Here is a 21,580-nt window from a genome sequence, read left to right on the forward strand (position 1 = left end):
ATCTCGATTCTGTTTAGTCTTTTCAAAAAAAAGTTACACGTTTTGATTATTATTTTTAAATTAAACAGAAAAGCGACCCATCTCTGGGCCGCTCCTCCTCACTTCACAGCTGTTCTAGCTTCATCCACAAACTTTGTCCCCGTCTTCCCATGAATCGCCTCACCCGCTCGCTCGAGCGACGTGATGATCGCTTCGCGTCCGAAACGAGATGTCACGAAAGCGAGTGCCGCTTCCACTTTCGGTAACATGCTGCCCTCTGGGAACTGTCCGTCCTCGATATACATTTGGGCTTCCGCCACCGATATCCGGTCCAACCCACGCTGCGTCGGCTTCCCAAAGTCGACGGCGACTTGATCGACGGCCGTCAGGATGAATAAGATGTCGACGTCGAGCTCGCGTGCGAGCAGCTCGCTCACCCGGTCTTTATCGATGACCGCATCGACCCCGACGAGTCGTCCCTCTTGTTCAATGACGGGAATGCCACCTCCACCGCCAGCGATGACGATATGACCAGCCGTAACGAGCGTCCGAATCACTTCGATTTCCACAACCTCCATCGGTTCAGGCGATGGGATGACGCGTCGGTACCCACGTCCAGCATCCTCGACAAAGACCATTCCTCGTTTCTCAAACCGACCTGCTTCATCTTTCGAATAAAACTGCCCGATCGGCTTCGTTGGATTGGAGAAAGCGGGATCATCTGCGGCGACGACGGTCTGCGTCACAATCGAGGCGACCGCTTTGTCGATATTTCGCTGACGCAACTCTTCGCGAAGCGCTTGCTGCAAATGATATCCGATATACCCTTGGCTCATCGCCACGGCTTCCGCCATCGGGACGTCAGGAAGCTGGTCGGCTTCGTCGAACGCCTGATGGATCATTCCGACTTGAGGACCGTTCCCGTGCGCGACGATGACCCCGTGCCCCGCTTCAATTAAATCGACGATCGAGCGCGCCGCTTCCCGGACCAGTTCGAGCTGCTCGGCCGGGTTGTTACCGAGCGCGTTCCCACCTAATGCAATCAGTACGTTAGACATGGCTGACCTCCTCTGAATAGGCTTTCAACGCTTTTATGAAACAATCGAGCGGCGGATGGACGATGCCGGCCCCGACTTGACCGATTCCAGCCTCACGGTGTGCCATCCCCGTATTGATGACCGGGAGGACTCCCGTCTCGATGACTTTTCGAACGTCGATCCCGAGCGGTGTGCCACGGAAATCGAGTGTCGGGATCGAGTACGTGTTGTTCTCGTCCTCTGTGATCGTATACATCGACCGCGAATAATCGAGCGCGTCCTCGACGGCCCCGCCGACGAACTGGACGATGGCCGGTGCCCCGCCCATGGCAAACCCGCCAATCCCGAGCGTCTCGGTGATTGCACTGTCGCCAAGGTCCGGTGCCGCATCTTCGACTGTATAACCTGGGAACAGCAGTCCTTCGACATAGTTCGCCTTTGCCGTGAACCAACCGTCAAGCCCGCTCACACGAATGCCGAAATCAACGCCGTTCCGGGCCATCGCCGTGACAATCGTCGATCCTTTGATGCCGTGCCCGGTCTCAAGCGACGCCTTGGCTGCCGGCATCGACAAGTTGAGGAAATAATGCTCGTTCTTTTGAATGAACGCGAGCGCTTGTTTCCGGACGTCGTCCGTCATGTCCGCTGCAAGGAATGCCGGTAACATGTCCCGTAAGAACAAGCTCGTCGCCGCCTTGTTGCGGTTATGGCACTCGTCTCCCATATGGAGCGCTTGGGCGATCAAGGCACGAAGATCGACCGCTCCCGAGACATCGAGCGCTTTTTGCAACGCTGGCATATATACTTTCTCGATCCAGCGCAATCGCTCGAGCACATCATTCGAGAACGCCCCGAAGCGGAGCACTTTACCAAGCCCTTCGTTGACCGTGCAGTAGGCCCGGTTGCCATCGGTAACATTTTCAATGATGTGAACCGGCATCGACGGCGAGATAACCCCGGCCATCGGTCCAACGGCGTCATGCTCGTGACACGGCGCGAATTCTATGTCACCAGACGCCGCGAGTTCGCGTGCCTCGGCTTCTGTCGTCGCTAGACCTTCATATAAGAGGGCCCCGATGACCGCACCTTGCATCGGTCCGCACATATCACGCCATTCGACGGGCGGCCCGGCGTGCAAGATGAGACGCGCGTGCATCCCTGGGATCTCATAGCGGGCATGATTGATGCCGACGAGCATCGGATGCGCCGCTTTGATCTTCGCGACGGCCTCGGCGTTCTTTTCTTCTGTCTCGCTTGTGTTCAGTTGATCGAGGACGGCAAGCAGCGACATGTCCCCACCGGCAGGCGGTGACCAGTCATATTGAACGACATCCGTCCCTTGACGATCGATGTCTTTTGAGAACGTAGACGCACCGATATTAATTGCGTGTAACGTTGAATCAAACAAGTTAGCCATGGATTTCCACTCCTTTTTTGACAATGGTACAAGCGATTTCGACCGCCTCAGCGTTACTTCGAGCGACGTACGCGCCAATCTGTTCAAGACGGTGCTTCTGATCGGCATACCCTTGTTTATCTGTCTCCGTGCCGCAAATATACGTCACAATCGGTAGGATGCGTCCGTCACGTTTCGCGATGTCCTGTGCTGCTTTCAACGTTTCAAGCGTCTCGCCGACCGGATCGTCGTGTGATCCATAACCGAGCTCGAAATCGAGCAAGAGTACCCCACACGTCGGATCAGCCGCCTCTTGTAAGATACGACCGTTCCGGAGCGCCGGTTCAATCATCGGGTGAGGCTTACCGACCGTGAACGCGTCGTCCCCGAGGTCGACGAGCGTATGGCCCGCGCTCATGAAGATGTCTGGCATTTTTTCTTCTGTCCGTTTCGCGACGTTACTCGTGAGCGGGCTGACCCGGTACCGTAAAATCGACAGCGCCTCGGCCGTGAGTGTCCCTCCACAGAACAGACCGCGAATGAACCGCTCTGTCCCTTGTGTCCGGTGTACGACACGGCTCCATGTCAATGCCTCGTCTGAGACGAGCTCCACTTCAAGATTCGAGTCATACGTCCGGGCTGCGGCGAGCGCCGCCTCGAACAACGTCGTCGTGAACGTCACATGTTTTGGCAGATCAGCGGGCGCTTTCCCGTCGAGGAGACAGAGCACGACCGGTTTCGTCGCACGAGCGACCCGCTCAAGAATCATCTGTTCGACTTCTGGCGCAGGTGGTTTCGAAATGACGACGAGCACGTCCGTCGACTCGTCCGCGAGCAATGCGTCGATACCTTGCCGCATCATGATGCCACCAATCGCACTCGACAAGTCACGTCCCCCCGTCCCGATTGCTTGCGACACACCATAACCGAGACGGTCGACTTGGACCATCACTTCTTGGAGTCCCGTGCCAGAGGCAGCAACCATCCCGATGCCGCCCCGCTTCACGTCATTGGCGAAACAGAGTCCGGTTCCGTTGATCATCGCCGTGCCACAGTCCGGTCCCATGACGAACAGCCCTTTTTCCGCGGCGTATGTCTTCAAGTCACGCTCGTCTTCGACCGAGACGTTGTCACTGAACAACATGACGTGGAGCCCTTGTTCGAGCGCCCGTCGCGTTTCACGTGCTGCGAACTCACCGGGTACCGAGATGACCGCGAGGTTCGCGTCCGGACTCATGTCGAGCGCCGCGCCGAAAGTCGTCACACTCGTTTTCCCGTTTCGTTTCGTCGCTGTCTTTTTAGCACCAAGCGCCTCGTCGACTTCTGCGAGGATCGATGGCAGAACGTCCGCCTCAGCCCGGCACGCGATGATCAAGTCGGCGTCCGTCGCCGTGCTCGCCTCTTCTGTCATGAGTCCAACGTTTTCAAGCAATTCTTTGTTCATCGGGGTCGCCATCGAAACGATGACTTCCTCGACCCCGTCTTGCTTCTTCAATTTACCTGCGAGTGACATGAGCGTCACCGAATCATGATATGTTCTCTTCTTTATGATCGTTTGATGATCCAAGTTTCCCACTCCTTTGTTCGATGAGTGCGGCGTGGACGCCCGATAAAAAATCGGTACCTGACGTGGAGCCGATTTCAAGTACACGTTTTGCCGCTTCCTGCATGGCTGTATCTGTCAATTGTTCAAAAAAAGCGAGCACTGCTTCGTTCGTCCGTCCATGATAGGCGTGACGCAACATTTGGTAACTGACACGCGTCGTCTTATCACGACTCTCAAGCAGCGCGCCCCATCCAAGTTCAGGTACTCTCCCGAGTATCTGGTCTCCGAGTATTTTACCGCTCACGAAATCGTCACCTGCGGGCGTGAGGCCAGGCCCGAGCCCAATCAATCGTTCGAGACGGCCTTCCTGCATAACCTGATCGATGAATCGTTCTTCCGCGTTCCAGTGGCCGGTCGCCGTACCCTCCATCATTTTCTGATAAGGACGGAGCATTCCGCCTGCTCTCCCATACGTCACGAGAAACGTGTAGAGTCTATCGATTGAGGCATCGTCGAACTCGCAAGTCTTGACGAGAAGGTTGACAGGTGTCGCCTCAAGCGACACCTGTATTCCGTTCTCAAAGGCGAGGACTTCTCCAAAGGTGACCCGGTTGCCGATATCAGGTGCGACAGTTCGAAAATCAATCATCTGATTCAGTTGAATCATGTCTGGCGCGAGTGGACGCCGTGGCGTAGAGATGGCAATCAAGCGATCGCCCTCGAACAACTCGATGTTCAACACGTTTTGAAAGACACTGTGTACATAGCCGACTTGACCGTTCAACTGAACGATATCAAGCGCTTCATCTCGACGACCCCCCTCGAGCCGCAACATTATGACACCTTCTCTTGCTCTACAACTTGGTCCTCACTAGCCCGATAGTAACTGAGTCCGACGAGACCCGCTGCTGCGACGAGGTAGCCGATGGTCACATCCATCCCGACGCCAATCCCAATTTCAGCACTATGGATGATGCCGAAGAAGGAAAGGAGTGCGGCAATCCCTGCGTAGACCGCGGCGAGGCGGAACTTCTTATCGATGATATAGATGACGATCGTCGCGAGGAGCATCGATACCAAAATGTCTGCTGAGCCGAGCGTCCGCCATCCGAGATAAGGGATGCCGTTCGCGGCGAGTGTCGCATAGCCGACTTCTTGAGCCGATGTGCCGATGGCGCCGAGCGTATTGTTGATTTGGGTGATAATATAGCTGGCGATGAACGGCATGAGTGCGATAATGAGCGCCGGGATGTGCCGTTTCTCCGTCTCCCCGAACGCTTGTGCCCCGATGACCATCGCGATGTAAACGAGAATCGGTAGCAATGCGACGAGCGGAATGACAGACAAGACGAGCGGGAGCAATCCGAGGAAGGCGAGGATCATGACTCCGACCCCGGTCGCGAGCGAATACCCGACGCGTGCCCCGGCTTTTTTCCAGCCTGGATGTCCGATGTAGATGATCATCGGGTAGACGCTTCCGAGTACGGCGCCGACGAGTGTGAGCAACCCTGGAACGAGCATCGTTACGGTCGTCGGATAATGGTCCCCGTCCGCCGAGGCACTTTCGATATTGTCTAGGCTCTCTAGGAAGTCATAAATCGCGAGCGGGATCGCAGCCGGCAAGAACGGTGCGAGCAAGGCGAATCCTTCTGCGAGCAAATCAAATCCGAAAATGGACGGGAATGCGACCGAGAACCCGGCTGCGGCTGTGCGGACCTCATTGAAGTCCATGTATCCGGTCGCCCAAGCGAGCACCATCCCGACCGCGATCGCCATGAGACCAGCCGGCATATTTCCCGGGAGCCGCTTGTGGGCGAGCCATCCGGCGAGGACGATGACGAGTGTCAACAGACCGATGTAAGGTGTCGTGTACACTTGGCCGAGCGGGTTCATCGCGATGTAGGTGAGCGCGATCCCCGCGAGCGACGCAAGCATCGCCGAGCGCGGAATATACTTTTGAATGAACGGTCCGATGAACGCACCGAGTGTCATGATGAGTCCTTGGACGATATTCCAGGCGACCCCGACCGCCCAGGCGATCATCCAGTCATTCGTTTGAACGTAGACCGGCAACATGACGGCGAAGGCGACGACAAAATAGTGTGGGACACTGATCCCGTATGGCATCGCCGTGACGTTGTCACGGCCTTCCCGTTGCGATAGGCGACGAGCCTGGATAGCGAGGATGATCCCACCGAGACCGACCGCGACAGCCGTCGCCGGTACGATTTTTCCGTAGACGATATCGCCCGGCATGTTGATGGCGAACACGAGTAACCCGATCGCCGCCAACAAGTTCGTGAGCACGTTACTGAATAAACCGAAGAAGCCGTTCAAATCCCCTTTCACGAACCATGGGGTGACGTGTCGGTCATTCATGGTCTTCTCCTCCGATCGCGTTCAAGAATTCACTAGACGGTGCCGTCCAGCCGAAGATGCCCCCTTGTTGGTGAATCATCCGAATCGAGTCCTCGTGGTCTTTCGGGTCAAACGCTGCCGAACAGTCTTCAAGCAACAGACACTCGTAACCCCGGTCGTTCGCTTCCCGGATGGTCGTCTGTACACACACATGCGTCGTCACACCCCCGACGAGGAGATGGGTGATCCCTTTTTGCTTCAACACGTCGTCAAGTTCTGTATTGTAGAAAGCACCTTTTCCGGGTTTGTCGATGATCGTCTCTCCATCTAGTGGTTTCAACTCATCGACGATATCATGCCCGTATTCGCCGCGGACGAGGATACGTCCCATCGGACCTTCATCACCGATGCCAGCGCCTTGCTTTTTCCCGCGATTCAATTTGCTTGGCGGGCAGTCCGACAAGTCCGGCACATGTCCTTCACGCGTATGGATGACGGTCATGCCGGCGGCACGTGCCGCCTCGAGGACACGCTTCGTCTGTGGAATGATCGATTGGGTGAGGGTGATATCGTTTCCGAGTTTTTCACCGAATCCACCCGGTGCACAAAAATCGCGTTGCATATCAATCAAGACGAGTGCCGTCGACTCAGAGCGGAACGTAAATTCATAGGGTTTAGCTTGCATGATCATTTCGGTTGTCGTATTCATTGTTAAGTCCTCCTAGTTGATGGGTTGATTTATTTTTTCCGACGATGTAAAACAGCACTCCGATGATGACATAACTGAGGGCCATTCCGTTGTTGACAGCGAAGCCGACCGTTTCCTCATGGATGATCCCGAAGAAGGCAAGGATTGCCGCGATGAGGCTCGTGAATGCAGCCTTCGCGAAATCTCGGTCGATGATAAAGACGAGGATACTTGCCCACAGCACGCTGACAAGAATCGCACCCGCACCGAGTGCCGCCATTCCTTCATAGTTGAGACCAGCCGCGAGAATCGAAGCGTAACCGACGGTCGACGCATCTGTTCCGGCCGCATTCAACGACGTATTGACGATGTTGTGCCCCCAGTTCGCCACCCAAGGAATGATGGCCAAAATGATGGCCGGGGCGTAGCGTGGGCTCGTCTCCTGGAACGCCTGGGCACCGATGATAAGACCGATATAGATTAGGATCGGTAAAATCGCGACGACTGGGATGATGGCGTATAACACGGAAACGATGCCAAACCAGGTCAAGACGAGCATCGTCACACCAGTCATCCACGAATAGCCAAGCCGTGCCCCCGCTTCTTTCCATCCGGCGTGGCCGATATAAACCGCAATCGGAAACGGGCTTCCAAACGAGCTCGCAACGAGTGTCGACGTGGCGTCGAACACGAGTGCTTGCCGCGTCGGGTATTTGTCACCAGCGACTTCCGCGCTCTCAAGATTATCGATCGTTTCCATGAAGTTATAGATACCAAGCGGCACAGCCGAGGCGAGAAACGGAAGGGCGACCGACCATCCATCGAGAAGACGCGTGAGCGAAAAGGTCGGTGCCGACAAATTGACCGCTGCGAGCGACTCGCTCACCTCGCGCACATCCATCACCCCGCTCACCCAACCAATCAACGTACCGACAACGATGGCGACGAGTCCGACCGGAAGGCGGAACGGCATCTTCACTTTCCCGAACCAACCGAGCAGGATGATGCTAAGTGACACGAGTCCGATATACGGTACATCCCACGTATCCATCGCGGGTGCCATCGCGATAAAGGTGAGCGACACCCCGGTCAGTGTCCCGAGCATCGCAGGACGAGGTAGCCATTCCCGAATCTTCGGGCCAATCAGCGAACCACTCATTGCGATCAGGCCGTTAACGAAGCACCAGACGAGACCGGTCGTCCAGGCGAGGTACGGGTCTTGTGTCTTCCAGTACACGGGACCCATGATCAAAAAGACGATCAAGAACATGTGCGGGACGCTGACGCCGGTCGGTAGCGCTGTGACATCCGTCCGCTGTTCCGCCTTGGCCAGACGAACGGCCATATACGTATAAAATAGACTGCTGACAAAAATGGACAATCCGACAGCGGGCAATATTTTACCGTATACGAGGGCGACCGGCAGACCGATGGCAAGATGAAGCAACCCCGCCATCACGAGTAGATTTGTTAAATTGTTGGTGAATAGGCCGAAGTATCCGTCCACATCTCCCCTTGTCCAATATTTGATACGAAATGGTGAGTCCATAGGCATGACCTCATTTCTTAATGATGACTGCAAATTCGCGAATTATTGGTACACCCTTAAAGTAACACCGACGCTTTTATCAATCATTGTCAACAAAACACGAATGAAACGCTTTCATTTTATCAACTATTGATAATAGCCTTTGAAATGGCTCAACCATGCTTGTTTACCTACTTACCACTTGATTGCTGTCACACATTGTACAAACAAAAAGACGAATCGTCGCCATGAAATGGCCAACCATTCGTCTCAAAGACGGCTTTTCAGCAAGTGATGGGCTTGATAGGCCACATAATACTCGCTCATTTTTTCCCCGTCGTTTAATTCCAACCCTAAATCTTTCAACCGCTCGATACGGTAACGCAACGTATTGTAGTGTATGAATAAGTGTTGGGATGCTTTTTGAACGTTCATTTGGCATCTAATCAGCATAAGCAACGTCCGCAACAACTCTTCTTCACCTAAAATCGGACCGATCCGACTCTCCACAAATTCTTGAAGCGACGTCTCATCCTGGAGCTCGAACAGAATCGAGTAGACGCCGAGCGCATCATAGGATTGCACAGGCTCGGTATCGATCGAACGCATAATTCGTAACGCTTGACGCAATCGCTCATACTCGTTCGCTACGTCTCGTAAATGGTCGACCATTCGCGAATAGGTGATGATCACATCGTACCCTGCTCGTTCAGCTTGGTCGTAAATGTAGTTCCCGATTTCTGCAAGCGATTTTTTCTCCGGTTTGTTTAAGAAACAAATCAAACTGTCCTCATAATAAATCACTTTATGTACGAAATCTCGCTCGGCAAACCGTCCTGATAACCAGCGTTCGAACCGCTCAATCGTTTCATTTTCCGAGAATGCGAGCGAAGATTTTCGCTCGACGGCAATCATACCGAGAGGCAACGTCAATTCCCAATTGAATGTATTGGCGCGTCGGATGACTTCCTCTTCGCTCCGGAACCTTCCGTTTAAAATATCTCGTAAAAAAGCATCTAAATAATTACGTTCTTGCTGAACGATGGCACGTTCTCGTTGAAAATCGAGTGCGAGTAAAATCGACGCCTGCTCCATCGCGACGTGAATATTCGAATTTCGCTTTTCTGCGACATCTAAAGCAATCAATTCCCCGAGCTGTTCCTCACCGACCCGAATCGGTTGCCGGATGACTTCGTCGAGACCGAATGTCCGGTTCCCTAACGTCATCGTGGTCTCATCCCGTTCGAACGGTTCATCTGAAACCGAATGGGCGAGCAGTTCCCCATATCCCGAAAATAAAAAAACAGGCATTTGAATCATACCGGACAATACGGTGACAAACGTATTGATATGGGCCCCGTTCAGTAGTAATCGCATCAGCTGTTGATGAATCTCATCTCGAAACTTCAGAATCGAGTTCTGTTTTTCTAACAAGACTTCGAGGACGGCGTTGCTCAATTCAGACAAATTCGCATCTTCCGTCAGCACGATGAGCGGAAAGTCGTTCCGGTCGGCCGCCTCAATCATGACTTCCGGGATTTCCGTGACGTATCGGCCAACTTTCACCGCAAGACCAGCCAGTCCTTTTTCAGCCAATCGCGGAACTAGTTGTTGCATCGCCACTTCGTTACCCGCAATCGGATAAAACGTAGTCAGCAATAAATTCCCTTTTGAGACGTATGGCAAAATATCAGGCACTTCCATGAATGAGACGTTGTTCACGCCCCGGTTCATCCCGTTTCGACCGGCGATGACGGTCGCCCCAGCATACGCCGGGAGTGACAGGACTGCTTCCACATCAATTTTCACGAGACATCCCTCCACCTGTAGTGTAGCAAAAAAGCGCATGCATTTCGCATACGCTTTAAGAATTACGCTTCCGTCTTCATTTGCTCCGTCTCGTTCTGCAAACTCTCCGCGACACGGACAAGTTCCGTCATCGCACCGTTCACTTCGCCGAGGCTCGCCGCCTGTTGGCTCGCCGCCGACGTGACTTCCGTCGCGTAGCGTGACGCTTCTTCAACCATCCCGACGATACCAGCCGAGTTCGTCACGACCGAATCGATCTGTCCACGTGACTCATCCAACAGTGCATCGACCGAATGGACGTGGCTGTACACTTCGTTCGCCGAACTGTGGATTGTCGCGAACGCACCGCCCGCTTTCTCGACGAGCCCGACACCCGTCTCGACTTCTGCTTTCACGTTCGCCATCGATGACGACGTGTCGCCAACCAAACGTTTGACGTCGACAATCAAATCTGTGATTTCTTGCGTCGAGTTCGCCGTCTGTTCAGCGAGCTTTTTGACTTCCGCTGCGACGACCGCGAAACCGCGTCCGTGCTCACCGGCCCGCGCTGCTTCAATCGATGCGTTCAAGGCAAGCAAGTTCGTCTGCGCCGAGATGTCGCTGATGACGTCTGTGATGCGTGAGATCTCACCTGTCTTCTCCGTCAATTGACTATTGAGTGTCGACGACTGTTCGACTTTCCCAGCGATCGCATGCATCGCGTCGACCGACGACGAGGCCAAACCTTTCCCGCTCTCGGCTTCTTGCTGCATCTCGCTCGCCGATTCGAGCGCCGAGCCCATCTCTTTACGGATGTTCTCCATCGTCCGGGCGACGGCACCGAGCAGGTCCATCGAGCTGTATGTCGCGTTGACATTGTCTTCAAGCATCTTGTTCAAGGCGTTCATCGCCGAGCGGATGCTTTCGCCGGCCGTGTTGCCTTCTTGGACCGCTGCCGCAATCTCTTGCGCGGAACCCGTCAATTGGTCCGCCGTATAGCGCATGTTCGTCCCTTGTTCCCGCAAGTGTTCGACCATGTTGTCCATCGACAGAAGCAGACGTCCCATCTCCGAGCGGTCGCTCGTCGTCTCGCTCGCGAACACGACCGTCAAGTCGCCGTTGCCGACCTCGACCGCCTTGTCTGACGCTAACTCGATCGCTTTAAGCGGGCGACGGGCGATCAAGTAAATGACGACCCCACCTAGTACTGAAATGAGCAGGGCCACAGCTGTCCCGACGAGCATGACCTGACCTTTAGCTAGTTCGAGCTCAGTTAATTGAAGCGTGATGAACCCGACCGCTCCGCCTGTAATGAAGGACGTAACCAAAATCCAGGCAAGCAGTTGAGTCGTAAAGTTTTTAAATACTTTCACTATGAGTTCCTCCTCTGTGCAATTCATCACCTTCTATATCGTCCACTTGGAAGCTTTTGTATAGCGTTTCCACTTGAATTTTTGGTCAATGAAAAAAACGCCCTCGACTTCGAGAGCGTCCGTTAAAACCGGTCGTTTTCTTTTGTCACACGTGCCCGTTCACGGGTCGTCGTGAGCGCATCGATCGCAAGAGCGATCGCCGCCACCCAGTGCAACATCATGCCAACGAACGGGATAAAGCCGAGCACCGACGCCGTGATCCCAACAATCGGGCCGAACGAGACTTTGTTCAGCCGCGATACCGACAGGATCAACACGACGATGTGAAACACGAGCATGAATCCGAGCGGTGAATAACCCATACTGATGATGAACAGCCCACCGAGCACCGGGATGCCGAGCAATGCCTCGAACGCGGCACCTAACCATTTCAAATTGCGAACCATCGTCTCCACCTCACAGTTCTAATAAGTAAAACTCATAGCCGCCGTTCTCCGCGAATCCGGCCCGCTTGTAGATCTCGAGCGCGGCCTTGTTTTCGGTCTCGACGTCGAGTTCTAGCTTCGTGCGTCCCATTCGGAACAGTTGTTGGACCATCTGCTTCAACATCTTCGTGCCGTAGCCCTGACCTTGATCACTCGCCCGCACACCGAACGCGTGGATGCTCGCGGCATCGTCACCTGACAATAGCGCGCGGATGACACCGACGGGACGGCCTTCGACCTCACCGATGTATGTCACCCGGTCCGGCGTGTCGATTTGGCTGTAGATGTTCTCGGTCACGTCGACCGGGTCACCGAACGCCTCACTGAGCGTCTCGATGATGACAGGGCGGTCGGCGTCGGTCGCCTCACGGAGCGACACTTCGTTCGGTTTCAAGAACAGCTCGGCCTTCTTCAAGACGAGGTTGTACTCCGAGAACTGATACGCCGCTTGAATGTGGTCGACGACCGCCTTACCCGACTTCGACTTGCGGTCGATGACGAACGTGAACGCCTCGCAACCGTTCTCTTTCGCGTCGCGTTTCGCTGCATCTAGGAGCGCCGTGAAGACGCCTTGCTTGCGGTAGTCCGGATGGACGAGCGCGTTGACCTCATACTCGTTCGGGAGATACGGGAACAACATCAAATAACCGATCAACTGTTCACCGTCATAGACGGCGTAGTCGTTCTGTCCGACCGCGACGTGACCGATTTTCACGTCGATCGCGTCATGCGCGTTGACCGCTCCTTCGAGCGCTGTTACATGTTCTGCCTGTCTTGCTTCTTCTACTGTCCAATTCATACGAATCACCTCAACTGTATTGTAGCATAATCGAAAAAGCCCGCCGAAGCGGGCTGACTCATAACGTGCGGAACTCGAGCTCCGGGAGCGTCTCGAGCAGCTCCGCGATCTCGTCCGTATGTGCCTCGGCACCTGGGACGGCCTCGGTCGGCTCGACCCAGAAGAACGTCTTGTCGCTCGCGCCGAGATAGTTGCCGTAACCGATTTCGGTCGCGAACGCCTCTTCTGAGAGTTCACGGTCGATCAAGTCAAGGTGGAACAACAGTTGGTCGTCCCCCTCCTCGACATTATAGTAGAGGTCGAACGTGCCGTAGCTATTTTTATCGCCGACATCGACGACGTCTTGTGCTTTCTCGATATAGACGTCACCGCGCTCGATCGCCTCGGCGATCTTCGACGGGAGAATGATCTCGTAGCCGAGGTCGCGGTCACGGATCGTCTGTGACGTATCATCGGTCCGTCCGCGTGACGAGACGACGCCGACCGTTGCGACGAGGGCACCTGTCACGCCGAGCGCGACGGCCCATTTTACTGTTTTATTCATGTTGAACTCACTCCTCTTTGATGACTGCCATGAGACGATTATCGCACAAAACATCACCAAATCATTAAATATTCTGAAAAAACTTTTTAGGATGCGTTGACGCCCGTCCGCCAATCCCATACGATAAAGATATCGTATTACAGAAAAGAGGAACTGACATGTCAAACGAATCCCAATTGTCGCGCGCACAGCTCGACGCGCTCTTGAAAAACGTCTTCGCCCTGCAAATCCCGGTCATCGAAAAGTTCATGACGGATCTGTTTAAAAAATACGTCTCGACGGCGTCCACGTTCAAGCAAGACATGGACACGATGAAAGCGAGCGAGTGGCACCAACAATTCTTCGGTCAGAAGGCGATGCCGCACTTGTTCATCGAGAACCTCGGCTTCGGCGCCTCGTTCCGTCACCAGGAACAAGAAAAAGTCGTCAAGATCCCGGACAACATGACGGTCGTCAAACCAGACTCGGACAACCAGATCGAAGAGATTCTCCAAAACCTCGACAAGACGCTCGCGTCGATGGAAGTCAAAAACAAAGGACTCGTCAAAAAGTTCTATAAAGAGACGCTCGAACTCATCTGTCAGCTCGGCAGCCGTACCGGCATGATGGACGAGTTTTATGAGCAGGTCAAAGGCAGTTTGACGAAATCTTGATAAAACATCCACGTCCGCGGACGTGGATGTTTTTCAATGCCCGCCTCTAGGCTCGAACACGGCCAAGCGCTCGACTTTGGCCAAGACCGATCGCGCCCGCTCGATCAGCGTCTTCGTCGTCTCAAGCGAGAGCGACTGCTGATGGGCGTCTACACTTTCCCACACCTCGTAGACGAGAATCGAGTCGTCATCGAGTGAGACGTTCACCCGGTACATAGCGCACGTTGACTCCTGTTTCATCGCCTCGGCCGCCTCGAGCAAGATCGCGAGCAACGTGTCGCGCTCACCCGGGACGGCGGTCAACTTGCCGAACAATCCATATGGACGCATACAATCTCTCCTTCCTGAATCTCGACTTGTTCCACAATTTGTGTCAGATTTCCTGCCTCGACCGTAAAATCCGCTGTGAGGTTTGCTATACTAAAACAAAAAGGAAAGGGGCGATACGCGATGCAGCGTCCACCGATGCCTTCCCCGACCCCGGAGGAAGTGCTCCGCTTAAAGCGGGAACATAATCCAATCAAACCGACCGAGCTCTTCGCGAAAGCGCTGCTCCTCTTGATCGGCTCCTTCATTTTCGCCATCGGGCTCGAGGCGTTCCTCGTCCCGAACCAGATTATCGACGGCGGCATCGTCGGCGTCTCGATCATTGTCTCTTATCTGACCGAAACAAAAATCGCCATCTGGCTCGTCCTGTTCAACTTGCCGTTCATTTACTTCGGCTACCGTCAGATCGGGAAGACGTTCGCCGTCGTCACGCTCGTCGCCATCTTACTCATGTCGGGCTTCACGATCCTGTTTCACTCGATCGAACCGTTCACGGACGATCTGCTCCTCTCGACCGTGTTCGGTGGTTTCTTGCTCGGCGCCGGGATCGGGCTCGTCATTCGGGCCGGCGGTTCGCTCGACGGGACCGAGATTTTGGCCGTGTCGTTCACGGACCGGCTCCCGTTCTCCGTCGGCGAGATCGTCATGTTCTTCAACATCTTCATCCTTGGCACGGCCGGCTTCGTCTTCAGTTGGGACCGGGCCATGTACTCGCTCATCACTTATTTCGTCGCCTTCAAGACGATCGACATCGTGTTAGAAGGGATCGACCAATCGAAATCGGCATGGATTATCACGACCGAACCAGATGAGATCGGTCAGGCGATCATGGACCGGCTCGGCCGCGGCGTGACGTACCTTCACGGCGAAGGGGCGTACACGGGCGACGGCAAGAAAGTCATCTTCACCGTCATCAGCCGCTTAGAGGAGACGAAACTGAAAGACATCCTCGACGACTATGACGAGAAGGCGTTCCTCGCCATCGGCAACATTTACGACGTCCGGGGCGGACAGTTCAAAAAGAAAAATATCCACTAAAAAGGTCGGCCTCAGGGCCGACCTTTCGCGTTATCCTAATCGTGCCTGATCGCGTCCGCTCATCTTCGCCGCATAAAGCGCCGCATCGGCCCGCTCGAACACAAGCATGCTCGGTTCGGCGTCGGCGACCGACGCCCCGATCGAGATCGTCATCGGGATCGTTTCCCCTTCGAACGTGAACGGTGTCTCACGGACGACATCGACGACCGCGTCGGCAAGCGCCACGACGGCCTCTCCTGAACCTTCGACGACCATCAAAAATTCTTCACCGCCGTACCGACCGACAAATCCCCCGTCCGGGCAGTTCAGGCGTAACGTCTCACCGATTTGACGCAACGCCTCGTCGCCGGCACGATGGCCATATGTATCGTTCAATTGCTTGAAATGGTCGACATCGATGACGAAGAGTGCCCACGGCCGACCCGACAGTTCCACCTCGCTCAACCGTTCGAGCGTCATGTAGCGGTTCGGGAGTCCCGTCAACTCGTCGACCGTCGCCCGATGGGTATGCAGACGGAACATCCAAAGGTGGGTCTCCAACTTCTTGGCACCCCAGTAGCACATCCAAGCCCCGAGCGATGTCATCAGGAAATACGGGATGAACACGTCGATAAACGTATCGAGCGAGACGTTGCCGACGACGCGGACGAGGACGAGCGCCATGCCGATCGCGATGTACACCGCGAACGAATGACCTCGGCGCACCGATTGGCGACCGAGCCCGACGGCAATCACCCAAAAAATGCCGATCATGACGAAGGCGTTCATGATGATCATACTGAATCCCTCTGTCATCAACCTGGCCGCGACAGATGTGATGATGGCGACGGTCACCCCGACCGGACCGGCGAATGCCGCCGCGAGTGCGAACGGGATGATCCGCAGGTCGATTTTGGCACCGTCGACTATGATTGAGTTGATCGTCAGCAACACAGCGATCAGTCCGTTCGACAGTCCGAACCCGATGCGGATGGCGAGCGGTGACGACACTTGAATCGGCAAAACGTCACGCATCACATAAAACGTCAACGAAATGAGCAAATAGATGATGCTGATATTGATGAAAAAAATATTTACAACCTGACCCAATCGACCCAATCCTTTCCCAATTCTTCCTGTCTATCCTATCGTACCCGTGCGACACGTGTCAGCCTATCTAAAAATTCAGCCAGCCAAAAAGTCGAAAGCTCATGCTTCCGACTTGTTTTTAAGCATTTGTTTCATCAAATTGGCACTATCGCGGGCCGATTCATTCTCGGTTTGCATCTGGACATACACCTCGTGGCGATGGATGTCGATGTGACGCGGGGCGTCGATGCCGAGCTTGACTTGGTCGCCTTCGATGGCGAGCACGGTGAGCGTCACATCGTCGCCGATATGGATCGCCTCACCTTGTTTTCGTTTCAATACGAGCATCAGCGCACCTCTGCTTTCTGGCCGCCGAGCGGGTAGCGGGCCGAGTAGGCATCGTCTAAGATGACTTGCTTGCCACGGCGCTCTTTCGTCTCGATGACGATCGGTGCCTTCAAGTTGAGCGTCGAGGCGTCGAACGGTTCGCGAAGCGTGACGATGGCGTATACCGAGACGTGCTCGGCCTCACCGATCGCGAGCTGCTCCTTGGCACCGTCCGTCAGTTCGAACGCATAATCCGCCTTATGCCAAAACGGGTTCGTCACGACGAACGCACAAGCCGCATCTTCGATCGACTGCAACGACCAGAACGGGAGGTCGTCCCCGTACGGGATGAGGACGAACGTCTTCGAGTCCGGAAAACCGGGCACCTCGCTGACGAACGAAATCGTCTCTTCATCATTCACTTCAATCTTGCCAAAATAATCTGTCTCAATGAACATGGTTTGTCCTCACTTTCAACGCGTCTCATCATACATGCCACCGATTGGCCACATCTCGAGCGACGCCTCTTGGCGAAGCGAGATGTCCGTCGTCCATGGTGTGAACGAAATCTCGGCCGGGGTAAGCGATACATCTATTTGTGCCGGCGTCAGGTTCCATTCGATTTTGACATCCGCCGGCGTATACGTCAACTTGACGCGGTCGATCGACTTCGGCATATAGCCCATGTCGACGATCGGGTACGGGTCGTTCACTTTGCTCGCAGCGATGCTCGGGATCGGGTTACCGTTCTCGATCCGCATGAGTTGATCGCCTTCTTGTGCCGTCTGGCTCGTCGCCTCGCGCACACCTTGTTCGCCGAGCTGGCCGAAGTAGCGGCCGAGTTCGAGCGCGCTTTTCAAATTGCTCTCACTGCGTGCGACCGATGAGTCGACTTCGAGCGTGCCTTGTCTCGTCTGTTGCGTCATCTCGACCTTGCCTTGCGTCATCGACACGTCGGCCCGCCCTTGTCTCATCTCGAGCACGGGGCGGTTCGACGTCATCTGGATCGCGGCCTGTGTCTGCCGCATCTCAAGTCTCGCCAGGTTCATCCGCGCTTACCGGAGGAAGTCGAGGAGCGTCGGTTGGATGATGCGGGCCCCGGCTGAGAGTGCGGCCCGGTGTACCGTCTCATGTGACTTGAGCTCCATGATGACTTTCTCGATATCGATATCTTCATTGTTCGACATGATCGTCTTGGCGATGATCTCGTGGTCTTGCAGACGATTATCGACGAGTTCGAGCCGGTTGGCGCGAGCCCCGAGTTCGGCCCGCTCCGTAATCAAGCTTTGACCGAGCGTGTCGAGCGTCGCCAGTTCGGCTGATAATTCGGCCCCGCCTGTCGTCGCTGCGCCAAGCAAGCCACTTAACTTTTGAAGTCCCTCAAACAGCTTTTGTCCAAAGACTGTCTCCGGTTGCATGTTCACTTGCATCTTGATCCCTTTCGAGACTTCGAACTCGATTTTGCCGCTCGGGTCAGGATCACCCGGTATTTCGTTTGCTGTATAAATTTCAGCAATCGTGACCGGATTTAAAGGATCGTTCTTTAAATAGCCCTTTAACTTGTCCATATCGATAAGCGGCTGATCCGTCTTCGTCCCGTTATAAATATACTTCTCGCCGGCTTTCGAGTTCGCGAGCGAACCGATATGTTCGACGAGTTGGTCGATCTCACTCTTGATGATCTCGCGTTGTGACGACTCGTACGTGTCGTTCGCCGCTTGCGTCGTCAGTTCACGGATCCGTTTGACGGCTTCCGTCACTTCGTTCAACGTCGAGTCGGTCAAGTCCATCCAGCTCGTTGCCTCGCTGACGTTACGGCGGAACTGATCGACTTCGCGCACTTCGGTCCGGTAACGGATGCCTTGCATCGCGACGACCGGGTCCTCGGACGCTTTTTGGATCCGTTTCCCGCTGATCAGTTGTTCTTGGACGCGGGCGAGCGTGTTATAGCTGCTCGATAAATGTTTTAAGTTCGTCTGTGTGAGCATCGTCTGTGTGACACGCATTACTCATTACCTCCCTACGACACCCATGCCGTTAATGATTTTGTCGAGCATCTCGTCGACCGCCGTGATGTTCCGTGCCGCCGCATTATAGGCGTGCTGATACTGGATCATCATCGTCATCTCTTCGTCGAGCGAGACCGCGCTCACCGATTGACGGCGTTGGTCCGAGCTCGCCATGAGCGCGAACGTGCTCTTGGCGAGGCTTCCGCTCTGGCTCGCCGAGACGGCCATGTTGCCGATGACGTTTTGATAATACTTCCCGATCGACGAATTGGTCGTGACCGAGCCTCCCGTAAACGCCAACGCTTGGTTTTTCAAGTCGGCAAGCGCCAACGCCCCGCTGCCGTCGCCGATGTTGCCGTCTTTTGAAGCGGCGATCAAATCGAGGTTCTTCATAATGTCATCGCCGACGGTTATATCCGCCGCACTCGTCACGTTCACAAAGAATTGATCTGTGCCGGCGACACCTGTCGCATCGATATTGCCACTATGTGCGGTGTTGAAGGCAGTCGCGAATTGATTGGCCATCTCATCCAAATCTTTCAGCATGACGGTAAATGCCCCGTCAATCCCTTCGCTCGCACCCTCACCATACATTTCGACGAGTGCTTTCAACTTCCCGTTCGGAATCTCGGCGTGGGTGAGCGGCGTGACTGCGCCTGCCGCATCCGTCAATTCGAGGCCGTCAAATTTCCCGACCCCTCCTCCGATGGCGTCAACGAGTGTCACGTTGTTCGGTGCGGCTTTCGTTCCGAGGTTGACGACAATATCGATCCGCCCCTCGGCCATCCGCTGCGAGTTACCGCGCGTCTCGCCGTTCAAGTAGTCGACCGGTTTGCGCTCGAACTCGACGTATTGCGCGAGCTCGTCCATGTAGCGGTCACGTGCGTCATACAGTTCGTTTGGGAGCGCGCCGAGCGGTTCCGCGTCCCCGATTTGGCGGTTGACGTCGCTGATCTTCGTCAACAGGTCGTTCACTTTCTTGATGACGACGTCGGCTTCTGACTTCAAATCGTCTTGGACTTTCGTGAGCGAGGACGACATATAGTTGAACGTCTCGGCGAGCGTCATCGCCCGTTGACGAACGACGCTGCGGGCGCCGGTGTCGTCCGGGTTGACCGACAAATCTTGGAGCGATCCCCAGAACAAGTCGAGCGATTTGGCGAGACCATTCTCAGAAGGTTCGTTGATGATATCTTCCATCCGGCCGAACGCCGCTTCTTTCGTCGCGTAAAACGAGTTTTTGACCGTCTCGTCACGGTACTGTTGGTCGATCATCAAGTCACGGATGCGGGCGAGCGTCTCCCCGCGTACGCCCGTCCCGAACTGTCCGGCCTTCGTCCCGCCGAAGTTGACACTCAGCTGTTCGGTCATGCCAATTGACAGTCGTTGACGCGAGTAGCCCGGGTTCGAGGCGTTGGCGACGTTGTTCCCCGTCGCCTGCAGCGCCCACTGGTGCGTCGTCAAACTGCGTCGCGCCGTCTCTAATCCCATAAATGTTGAGCCCATGAATGTTCCTCCTTATACGTCACGGCTGAACGAGCGTGTCTCGAACGCCTGTTGCCCGTATGTGAAATCGTCTGCTTCTGGCATGAGCATGTCCAAATGCCAATTGATATACCGGAGCGACTGTTCGAGCAACGTCGCGTTCAGTTCATTCTGTCGCTTCAGTTCGAACAGCACCGGTCGTAGCGCTTCCTTCTCTTCATCGTCCAAAACGAGCAAACCTTGAAGTCGTTCCGTCTCTTTTTGTCCGATTTGTCGGACAATCGTCGCTTCTTCTTTGACGAGCGCGCTGAAAGCGGGCATATCGCCTTTGATGAGTTGTTGTTCTTTTGCGTAAGCGAGTTCGAGTAAACGTGTATGTAATGTGAGCATAATGGTCTCCTTTTTCCAAAAAAAGAGCCGACTAAAAAGGGATTCCCTTGTCTAGTCAGCTTCCGTGCCGTGTTATAAGTGCGAAGGCCTCAAGCGGACCTCGCTTCCATTCATCCTTGTAGAAAGCGTTTGGCGATGTCGCGCGCGTCCCGTGTATACGTCCCTGCGTTGATCTCCGCCTTCAAGGCGCTGATCTTCTCAAGACGGTCCGGATTTTTCACCGGTTCTTCAAACCGGGCGCGGGCTTCAGCCGATATCGATATTCGGTCCGTTTGGCGTGTTAGCTCGGGCTTCGTCTCGGCTAGCGTTTTCTTCTCGTAAGTGTTCGGTAAATGTACCCACTTTGCAGAATCGATGCGCATGCGTGTCCCCCCTCTTCTAAGTTGTTAGTCCAAACGATAAGCGCGAGCGCTCGTCTTGTTTACACTTGCTTGTAAACCTTGTAGTTCTTGCTGCATCTCCGCCTGACAAGCCGAACAAACTTTTCCTGCGTTCGTCGCCTTGCCGCAGCGCACACAAGCGATGCTCATTGCTGGGTTGTCCTTGATGATCAAGCGTCCTTCATGGATATATCGCGTGATATCAAGTTCGGAGACACCTGTCGCTTCGACTAAGGCCCCGATCGTTGTCTGTTTGTTGGCTGGTTCCCGAATGAAGTCCCGAACTTTCAAGAAGTTTTGGAAATCGACTTCACTGCATGACGGACAGTACGGCGAGCGGCTTTGTTTCATAAACAAACGCCCACACATCTGACAAGTTGCT

Annotated in this window: 24 protein-coding genes; 2 read left to right on the top strand and 22 right to left on the bottom strand. The window is 54.7% G+C overall.

All coding sequences use genetic code 11. The annotated features are described in order from the left end of the window. Positions 1-98: 98 nt before the first annotated feature. From arcC to KNP77_RS06585, 12 genes are all read right to left on the bottom strand, one after another. Complete coding sequence (arcC, locus tag KNP77_RS06530) at positions 99-1,037, bottom strand: carbamate kinase (RefSeq protein WP_214889352.1); 939 nt, start codon at positions 1,035-1,037, stop codon at positions 99-101. Then, positions 1,030-2,433, bottom strand: coding sequence for a YlbE family protein (locus tag KNP77_RS06535; RefSeq protein ID WP_214889355.1), 1,404 nt, complete (start codon positions 2,431-2,433; stop codon positions 1,030-1,032). The genes arcC and KNP77_RS06535 overlap by 8 nt, the downstream gene beginning before the upstream one ends. After that, positions 2,426-3,979, bottom strand: coding sequence for an acyl-CoA synthetase FdrA (gene fdrA, locus KNP77_RS06540; protein WP_214889367.1), 1,554 nt, complete (start codon positions 3,977-3,979; stop codon positions 2,426-2,428). Before fdrA ends, KNP77_RS06535 begins: the two co-directional genes overlap by 8 nt. Further along, a complete protein-coding gene (locus tag KNP77_RS06545) occupies positions 3,939-4,793 on the bottom strand; it encodes an oxamate carbamoyltransferase subunit AllH family protein (protein WP_214889370.1) in 855 nt (284 codons plus the stop codon). The genes fdrA and KNP77_RS06545 overlap by 41 nt, the downstream gene beginning before the upstream one ends. After that, a complete protein-coding gene (locus KNP77_RS06550) occupies positions 4,793-6,337 on the bottom strand; it encodes a SulP family inorganic anion transporter (protein WP_214889373.1) in 1,545 nt (514 codons plus the stop codon). Before KNP77_RS06550 ends, KNP77_RS06545 begins: the two co-directional genes overlap by 1 nt. Continuing rightward, complete coding sequence (locus KNP77_RS06555; protein WP_251138966.1) at positions 6,330-7,025, bottom strand: cysteine hydrolase family protein; 696 nt, start codon at positions 7,023-7,025, stop codon at positions 6,330-6,332. The genes KNP77_RS06550 and KNP77_RS06555 overlap by 8 nt, the downstream gene beginning before the upstream one ends. After that, positions 6,991-8,553 (bottom strand): xanthine permease, encoded by a 1,563-nt coding sequence (locus KNP77_RS06560; protein ID WP_201739980.1) that lies wholly within the window; start codon positions 8,551-8,553, stop codon positions 6,991-6,993. Before KNP77_RS06560 ends, KNP77_RS06555 begins: the two co-directional genes overlap by 35 nt. A 249-nt stretch (positions 8,554-8,802) precedes the next feature. After that, positions 8,803-10,341, bottom strand: coding sequence for a PucR family transcriptional regulator (locus tag KNP77_RS06565; RefSeq protein WP_214889377.1), 1,539 nt, complete (start codon positions 10,339-10,341; stop codon positions 8,803-8,805). A gap of 62 nt (positions 10,342-10,403) precedes the next feature. After that, a complete protein-coding gene (locus KNP77_RS06570) occupies positions 10,404-11,693 on the bottom strand; it encodes a methyl-accepting chemotaxis protein (protein ID WP_214889379.1) in 1,290 nt (429 codons plus the stop codon). A gap of 122 nt (positions 11,694-11,815) precedes the next feature. After that, complete coding sequence (locus KNP77_RS06575) at positions 11,816-12,139, bottom strand: hypothetical protein (protein WP_251138968.1); 324 nt, start codon at positions 12,137-12,139, stop codon at positions 11,816-11,818. Between the two features lie 10 nt (positions 12,140-12,149). After that, positions 12,150-12,977, bottom strand: a complete 828-nt coding sequence (locus KNP77_RS06580) for a GNAT family N-acetyltransferase (RefSeq protein WP_214889384.1) — start codon at positions 12,975-12,977, stop codon at positions 12,150-12,152. A 58-nt stretch (positions 12,978-13,035) separates the two neighbouring features. Further along, positions 13,036-13,521 (bottom strand): hypothetical protein, encoded by a 486-nt coding sequence (locus tag KNP77_RS06585; protein WP_251138969.1) that lies wholly within the window; start codon positions 13,519-13,521, stop codon positions 13,036-13,038. Positions 13,522-13,679: 158 nt separating this feature from the next. Here KNP77_RS06585 and KNP77_RS06590 point away from each other — a divergent pair, with 158 nt between their 5' ends. Next, complete coding sequence (locus KNP77_RS06590) at positions 13,680-14,174, top strand: hypothetical protein (RefSeq protein WP_016509305.1); 495 nt, start codon at positions 13,680-13,682, stop codon at positions 14,172-14,174. 33 nt (positions 14,175-14,207) lie between these two features. Here the strand turns inward: KNP77_RS06590 and KNP77_RS06595 are convergent, their stop codons facing one another. Beyond that, a complete protein-coding gene (locus KNP77_RS06595; RefSeq protein WP_214889388.1) occupies positions 14,208-14,504 on the bottom strand; it encodes a putative quinol monooxygenase in 297 nt (98 codons plus the stop codon). 120 nt (positions 14,505-14,624) lie between these two features. Between KNP77_RS06595 and KNP77_RS06600 the strand changes: the two genes are divergently transcribed. Next, positions 14,625-15,539, top strand: coding sequence for a YitT family protein (locus KNP77_RS06600; protein ID WP_035386207.1), 915 nt, complete (start codon positions 14,625-14,627; stop codon positions 15,537-15,539). A 30-nt stretch (positions 15,540-15,569) separates the two neighbouring features. On the opposite strand, the gene KNP77_RS06605 is transcribed toward KNP77_RS06600, so the two are convergent. The 9 genes from KNP77_RS06605 to KNP77_RS06645 all read right to left on the bottom strand — a co-directional run bounded on the left by KNP77_RS06605 (position 15,570) and on the right by KNP77_RS06645 (position 21,549). Beyond that, positions 15,570-16,628 carry a GGDEF domain-containing protein gene (locus KNP77_RS06605; protein WP_251138970.1) on the bottom strand — a complete coding sequence of 353 codons (1,059 nt, stop codon included), beginning with the start codon at positions 16,626-16,628 and terminating at the stop codon, positions 15,570-15,572. Between the two features lie 99 nt (positions 16,629-16,727). Next, positions 16,728-16,955, bottom strand: coding sequence for a carbon storage regulator CsrA (gene csrA, locus KNP77_RS06610; protein ID WP_016509303.1), 228 nt, complete (start codon positions 16,953-16,955; stop codon positions 16,728-16,730). After that, entirely contained in the window at positions 16,955-17,392 is a 438-nt protein-coding gene (gene fliW, locus KNP77_RS06615) for a flagellar assembly protein FliW (RefSeq protein ID WP_131456634.1), read from the bottom strand. Before fliW ends, csrA begins: the two co-directional genes overlap by 1 nt. 15 nt (positions 17,393-17,407) lie before the next feature. Continuing rightward, positions 17,408-17,983 carry a DUF6470 family protein gene (locus tag KNP77_RS06620; protein WP_214889390.1) on the bottom strand — a complete coding sequence of 192 codons (576 nt, stop codon included), beginning with the start codon at positions 17,981-17,983 and terminating at the stop codon, positions 17,408-17,410. A gap of 6 nt (positions 17,984-17,989) precedes the next feature. Next, complete coding sequence (gene flgL / locus KNP77_RS06625) at positions 17,990-18,940, bottom strand: flagellar hook-associated protein FlgL (protein ID WP_070328645.1); 951 nt, start codon at positions 18,938-18,940, stop codon at positions 17,990-17,992. 6 nt (positions 18,941-18,946) lie between these two features. Continuing rightward, positions 18,947-20,449 (bottom strand): flagellar hook-associated protein FlgK, encoded by a 1,503-nt coding sequence (gene flgK / locus KNP77_RS06630; protein ID WP_214889393.1) that lies wholly within the window; start codon positions 20,447-20,449, stop codon positions 18,947-18,949. 12 nt (positions 20,450-20,461) lie between these two features. Continuing rightward, positions 20,462-20,818 (bottom strand): flagellar export chaperone FlgN, encoded by a 357-nt coding sequence (flgN, locus tag KNP77_RS06635; protein ID WP_214889398.1) that lies wholly within the window; start codon positions 20,816-20,818, stop codon positions 20,462-20,464. Positions 20,819-20,928: 110 nt separating this feature from the next. Beyond that, positions 20,929-21,180, bottom strand: a complete 252-nt coding sequence (locus KNP77_RS06640) for a flagellar biosynthesis anti-sigma factor FlgM (protein WP_016509310.1) — start codon at positions 21,178-21,180, stop codon at positions 20,929-20,931. Between the two features lie 24 nt (positions 21,181-21,204). Then, entirely contained in the window at positions 21,205-21,549 is a 345-nt protein-coding gene (locus tag KNP77_RS06645) for a flagellar protein (RefSeq protein ID WP_070328642.1), read from the bottom strand. Positions 21,550-21,580 lie beyond the last annotated feature (31 nt).

The sequence above is a fragment of the Exiguobacterium sp. s142 genome, assembly GCF_018618455.1.
GTDB classification, from domain to species: Bacteria; Bacillota; Bacilli; order Exiguobacteriales; family Exiguobacteriaceae; genus Exiguobacterium; species Exiguobacterium aurantiacum_A.

What these genes read in the sequence shown, in the direction of transcription:
- arcC (WP_214889352.1), bottom strand. Translation starts at nt 1,037, where the DNA reads ATGTCTAACGTACTGATTGCATTAGGTGGGAACGCGCTCGGTAACAAC.
- KNP77_RS06535 (WP_214889355.1), bottom strand. Translation starts at nt 2,433, where the DNA reads ATGGCTAACTTGTTTGATTCAACGTTACACGCAATTAATATCGGTGCG.
- KNP77_RS06545 (WP_214889370.1), bottom strand. Translation starts at nt 4,793, where the DNA reads ATGTTGCGGCTCGAGGGGGGTCGTCGAGATGAAGCGCTTGATATCGTT.
- KNP77_RS06550 (WP_214889373.1), bottom strand. Translation starts at nt 6,337, where the DNA reads ATGAATGACCGACACGTCACCCCATGGTTCGTGAAAGGGGATTTGAAC.
- KNP77_RS06555 (WP_251138966.1), bottom strand. Translation starts at nt 7,025, where the DNA reads ATGAATACGACAACCGAAATGATCATGCAAGCTAAACCCTATGAATTT.
- KNP77_RS06560 (WP_201739980.1), bottom strand. Translation starts at nt 8,553, where the DNA reads ATGGACTCACCATTTCGTATCAAATATTGGACAAGGGGAGATGTGGAC.
- KNP77_RS06575 (WP_251138968.1), bottom strand. Translation starts at nt 12,139, where the DNA reads ATGGTTCGCAATTTGAAATGGTTAGGTGCCGCGTTCGAGGCATTGCTC.
- KNP77_RS06580 (WP_214889384.1), bottom strand. Translation starts at nt 12,977, where the DNA reads ATGAATTGGACAGTAGAAGAAGCAAGACAGGCAGAACATGTAACAGCG.
- KNP77_RS06585 (WP_251138969.1), bottom strand. Translation starts at nt 13,521, where the DNA reads ATGAATAAAACAGTAAAATGGGCCGTCGCGCTCGGCGTGACAGGTGCC.
- KNP77_RS06590 (WP_016509305.1), top strand. Translation starts at nt 13,680, where the DNA reads ATGTCAAACGAATCCCAATTGTCGCGCGCACAGCTCGACGCGCTCTTG.
- KNP77_RS06595 (WP_214889388.1), bottom strand. Translation starts at nt 14,504, where the DNA reads ATGCGTCCATATGGATTGTTCGGCAAGTTGACCGCCGTCCCGGGTGAG.
- KNP77_RS06600 (WP_035386207.1), top strand. Translation starts at nt 14,625, where the DNA reads ATGCAGCGTCCACCGATGCCTTCCCCGACCCCGGAGGAAGTGCTCCGC.
- csrA (WP_016509303.1), bottom strand. Translation starts at nt 16,955, where the DNA reads ATGCTCGTATTGAAACGAAAACAAGGTGAGGCGATCCATATCGGCGAC.
- fliW (WP_131456634.1), bottom strand. Translation starts at nt 17,392, where the DNA reads ATGTTCATTGAGACAGATTATTTTGGCAAGATTGAAGTGAATGATGAA.
- KNP77_RS06620 (WP_214889390.1), bottom strand. Translation starts at nt 17,983, where the DNA reads ATGAACCTGGCGAGACTTGAGATGCGGCAGACACAGGCCGCGATCCAG.
- flgL (WP_070328645.1), bottom strand. Translation starts at nt 18,940, where the DNA reads ATGCGTGTCACACAGACGATGCTCACACAGACGAACTTAAAACATTTA.
- flgK (WP_214889393.1), bottom strand. Translation starts at nt 20,449, where the DNA reads ATGGGCTCAACATTTATGGGATTAGAGACGGCGCGACGCAGTTTGACG.
- flgN (WP_214889398.1), bottom strand. Translation starts at nt 20,818, where the DNA reads ATGCTCACATTACATACACGTTTACTCGAACTCGCTTACGCAAAAGAA.
- KNP77_RS06640 (WP_016509310.1), bottom strand. Translation starts at nt 21,180, where the DNA reads ATGCGCATCGATTCTGCAAAGTGGGTACATTTACCGAACACTTACGAG.
- KNP77_RS06645 (WP_070328642.1), bottom strand. Translation starts at nt 21,549, where the DNA reads ATGAAACAAAGCCGCTCGCCGTACTGTCCGTCATGCAGTGAAGTCGAT.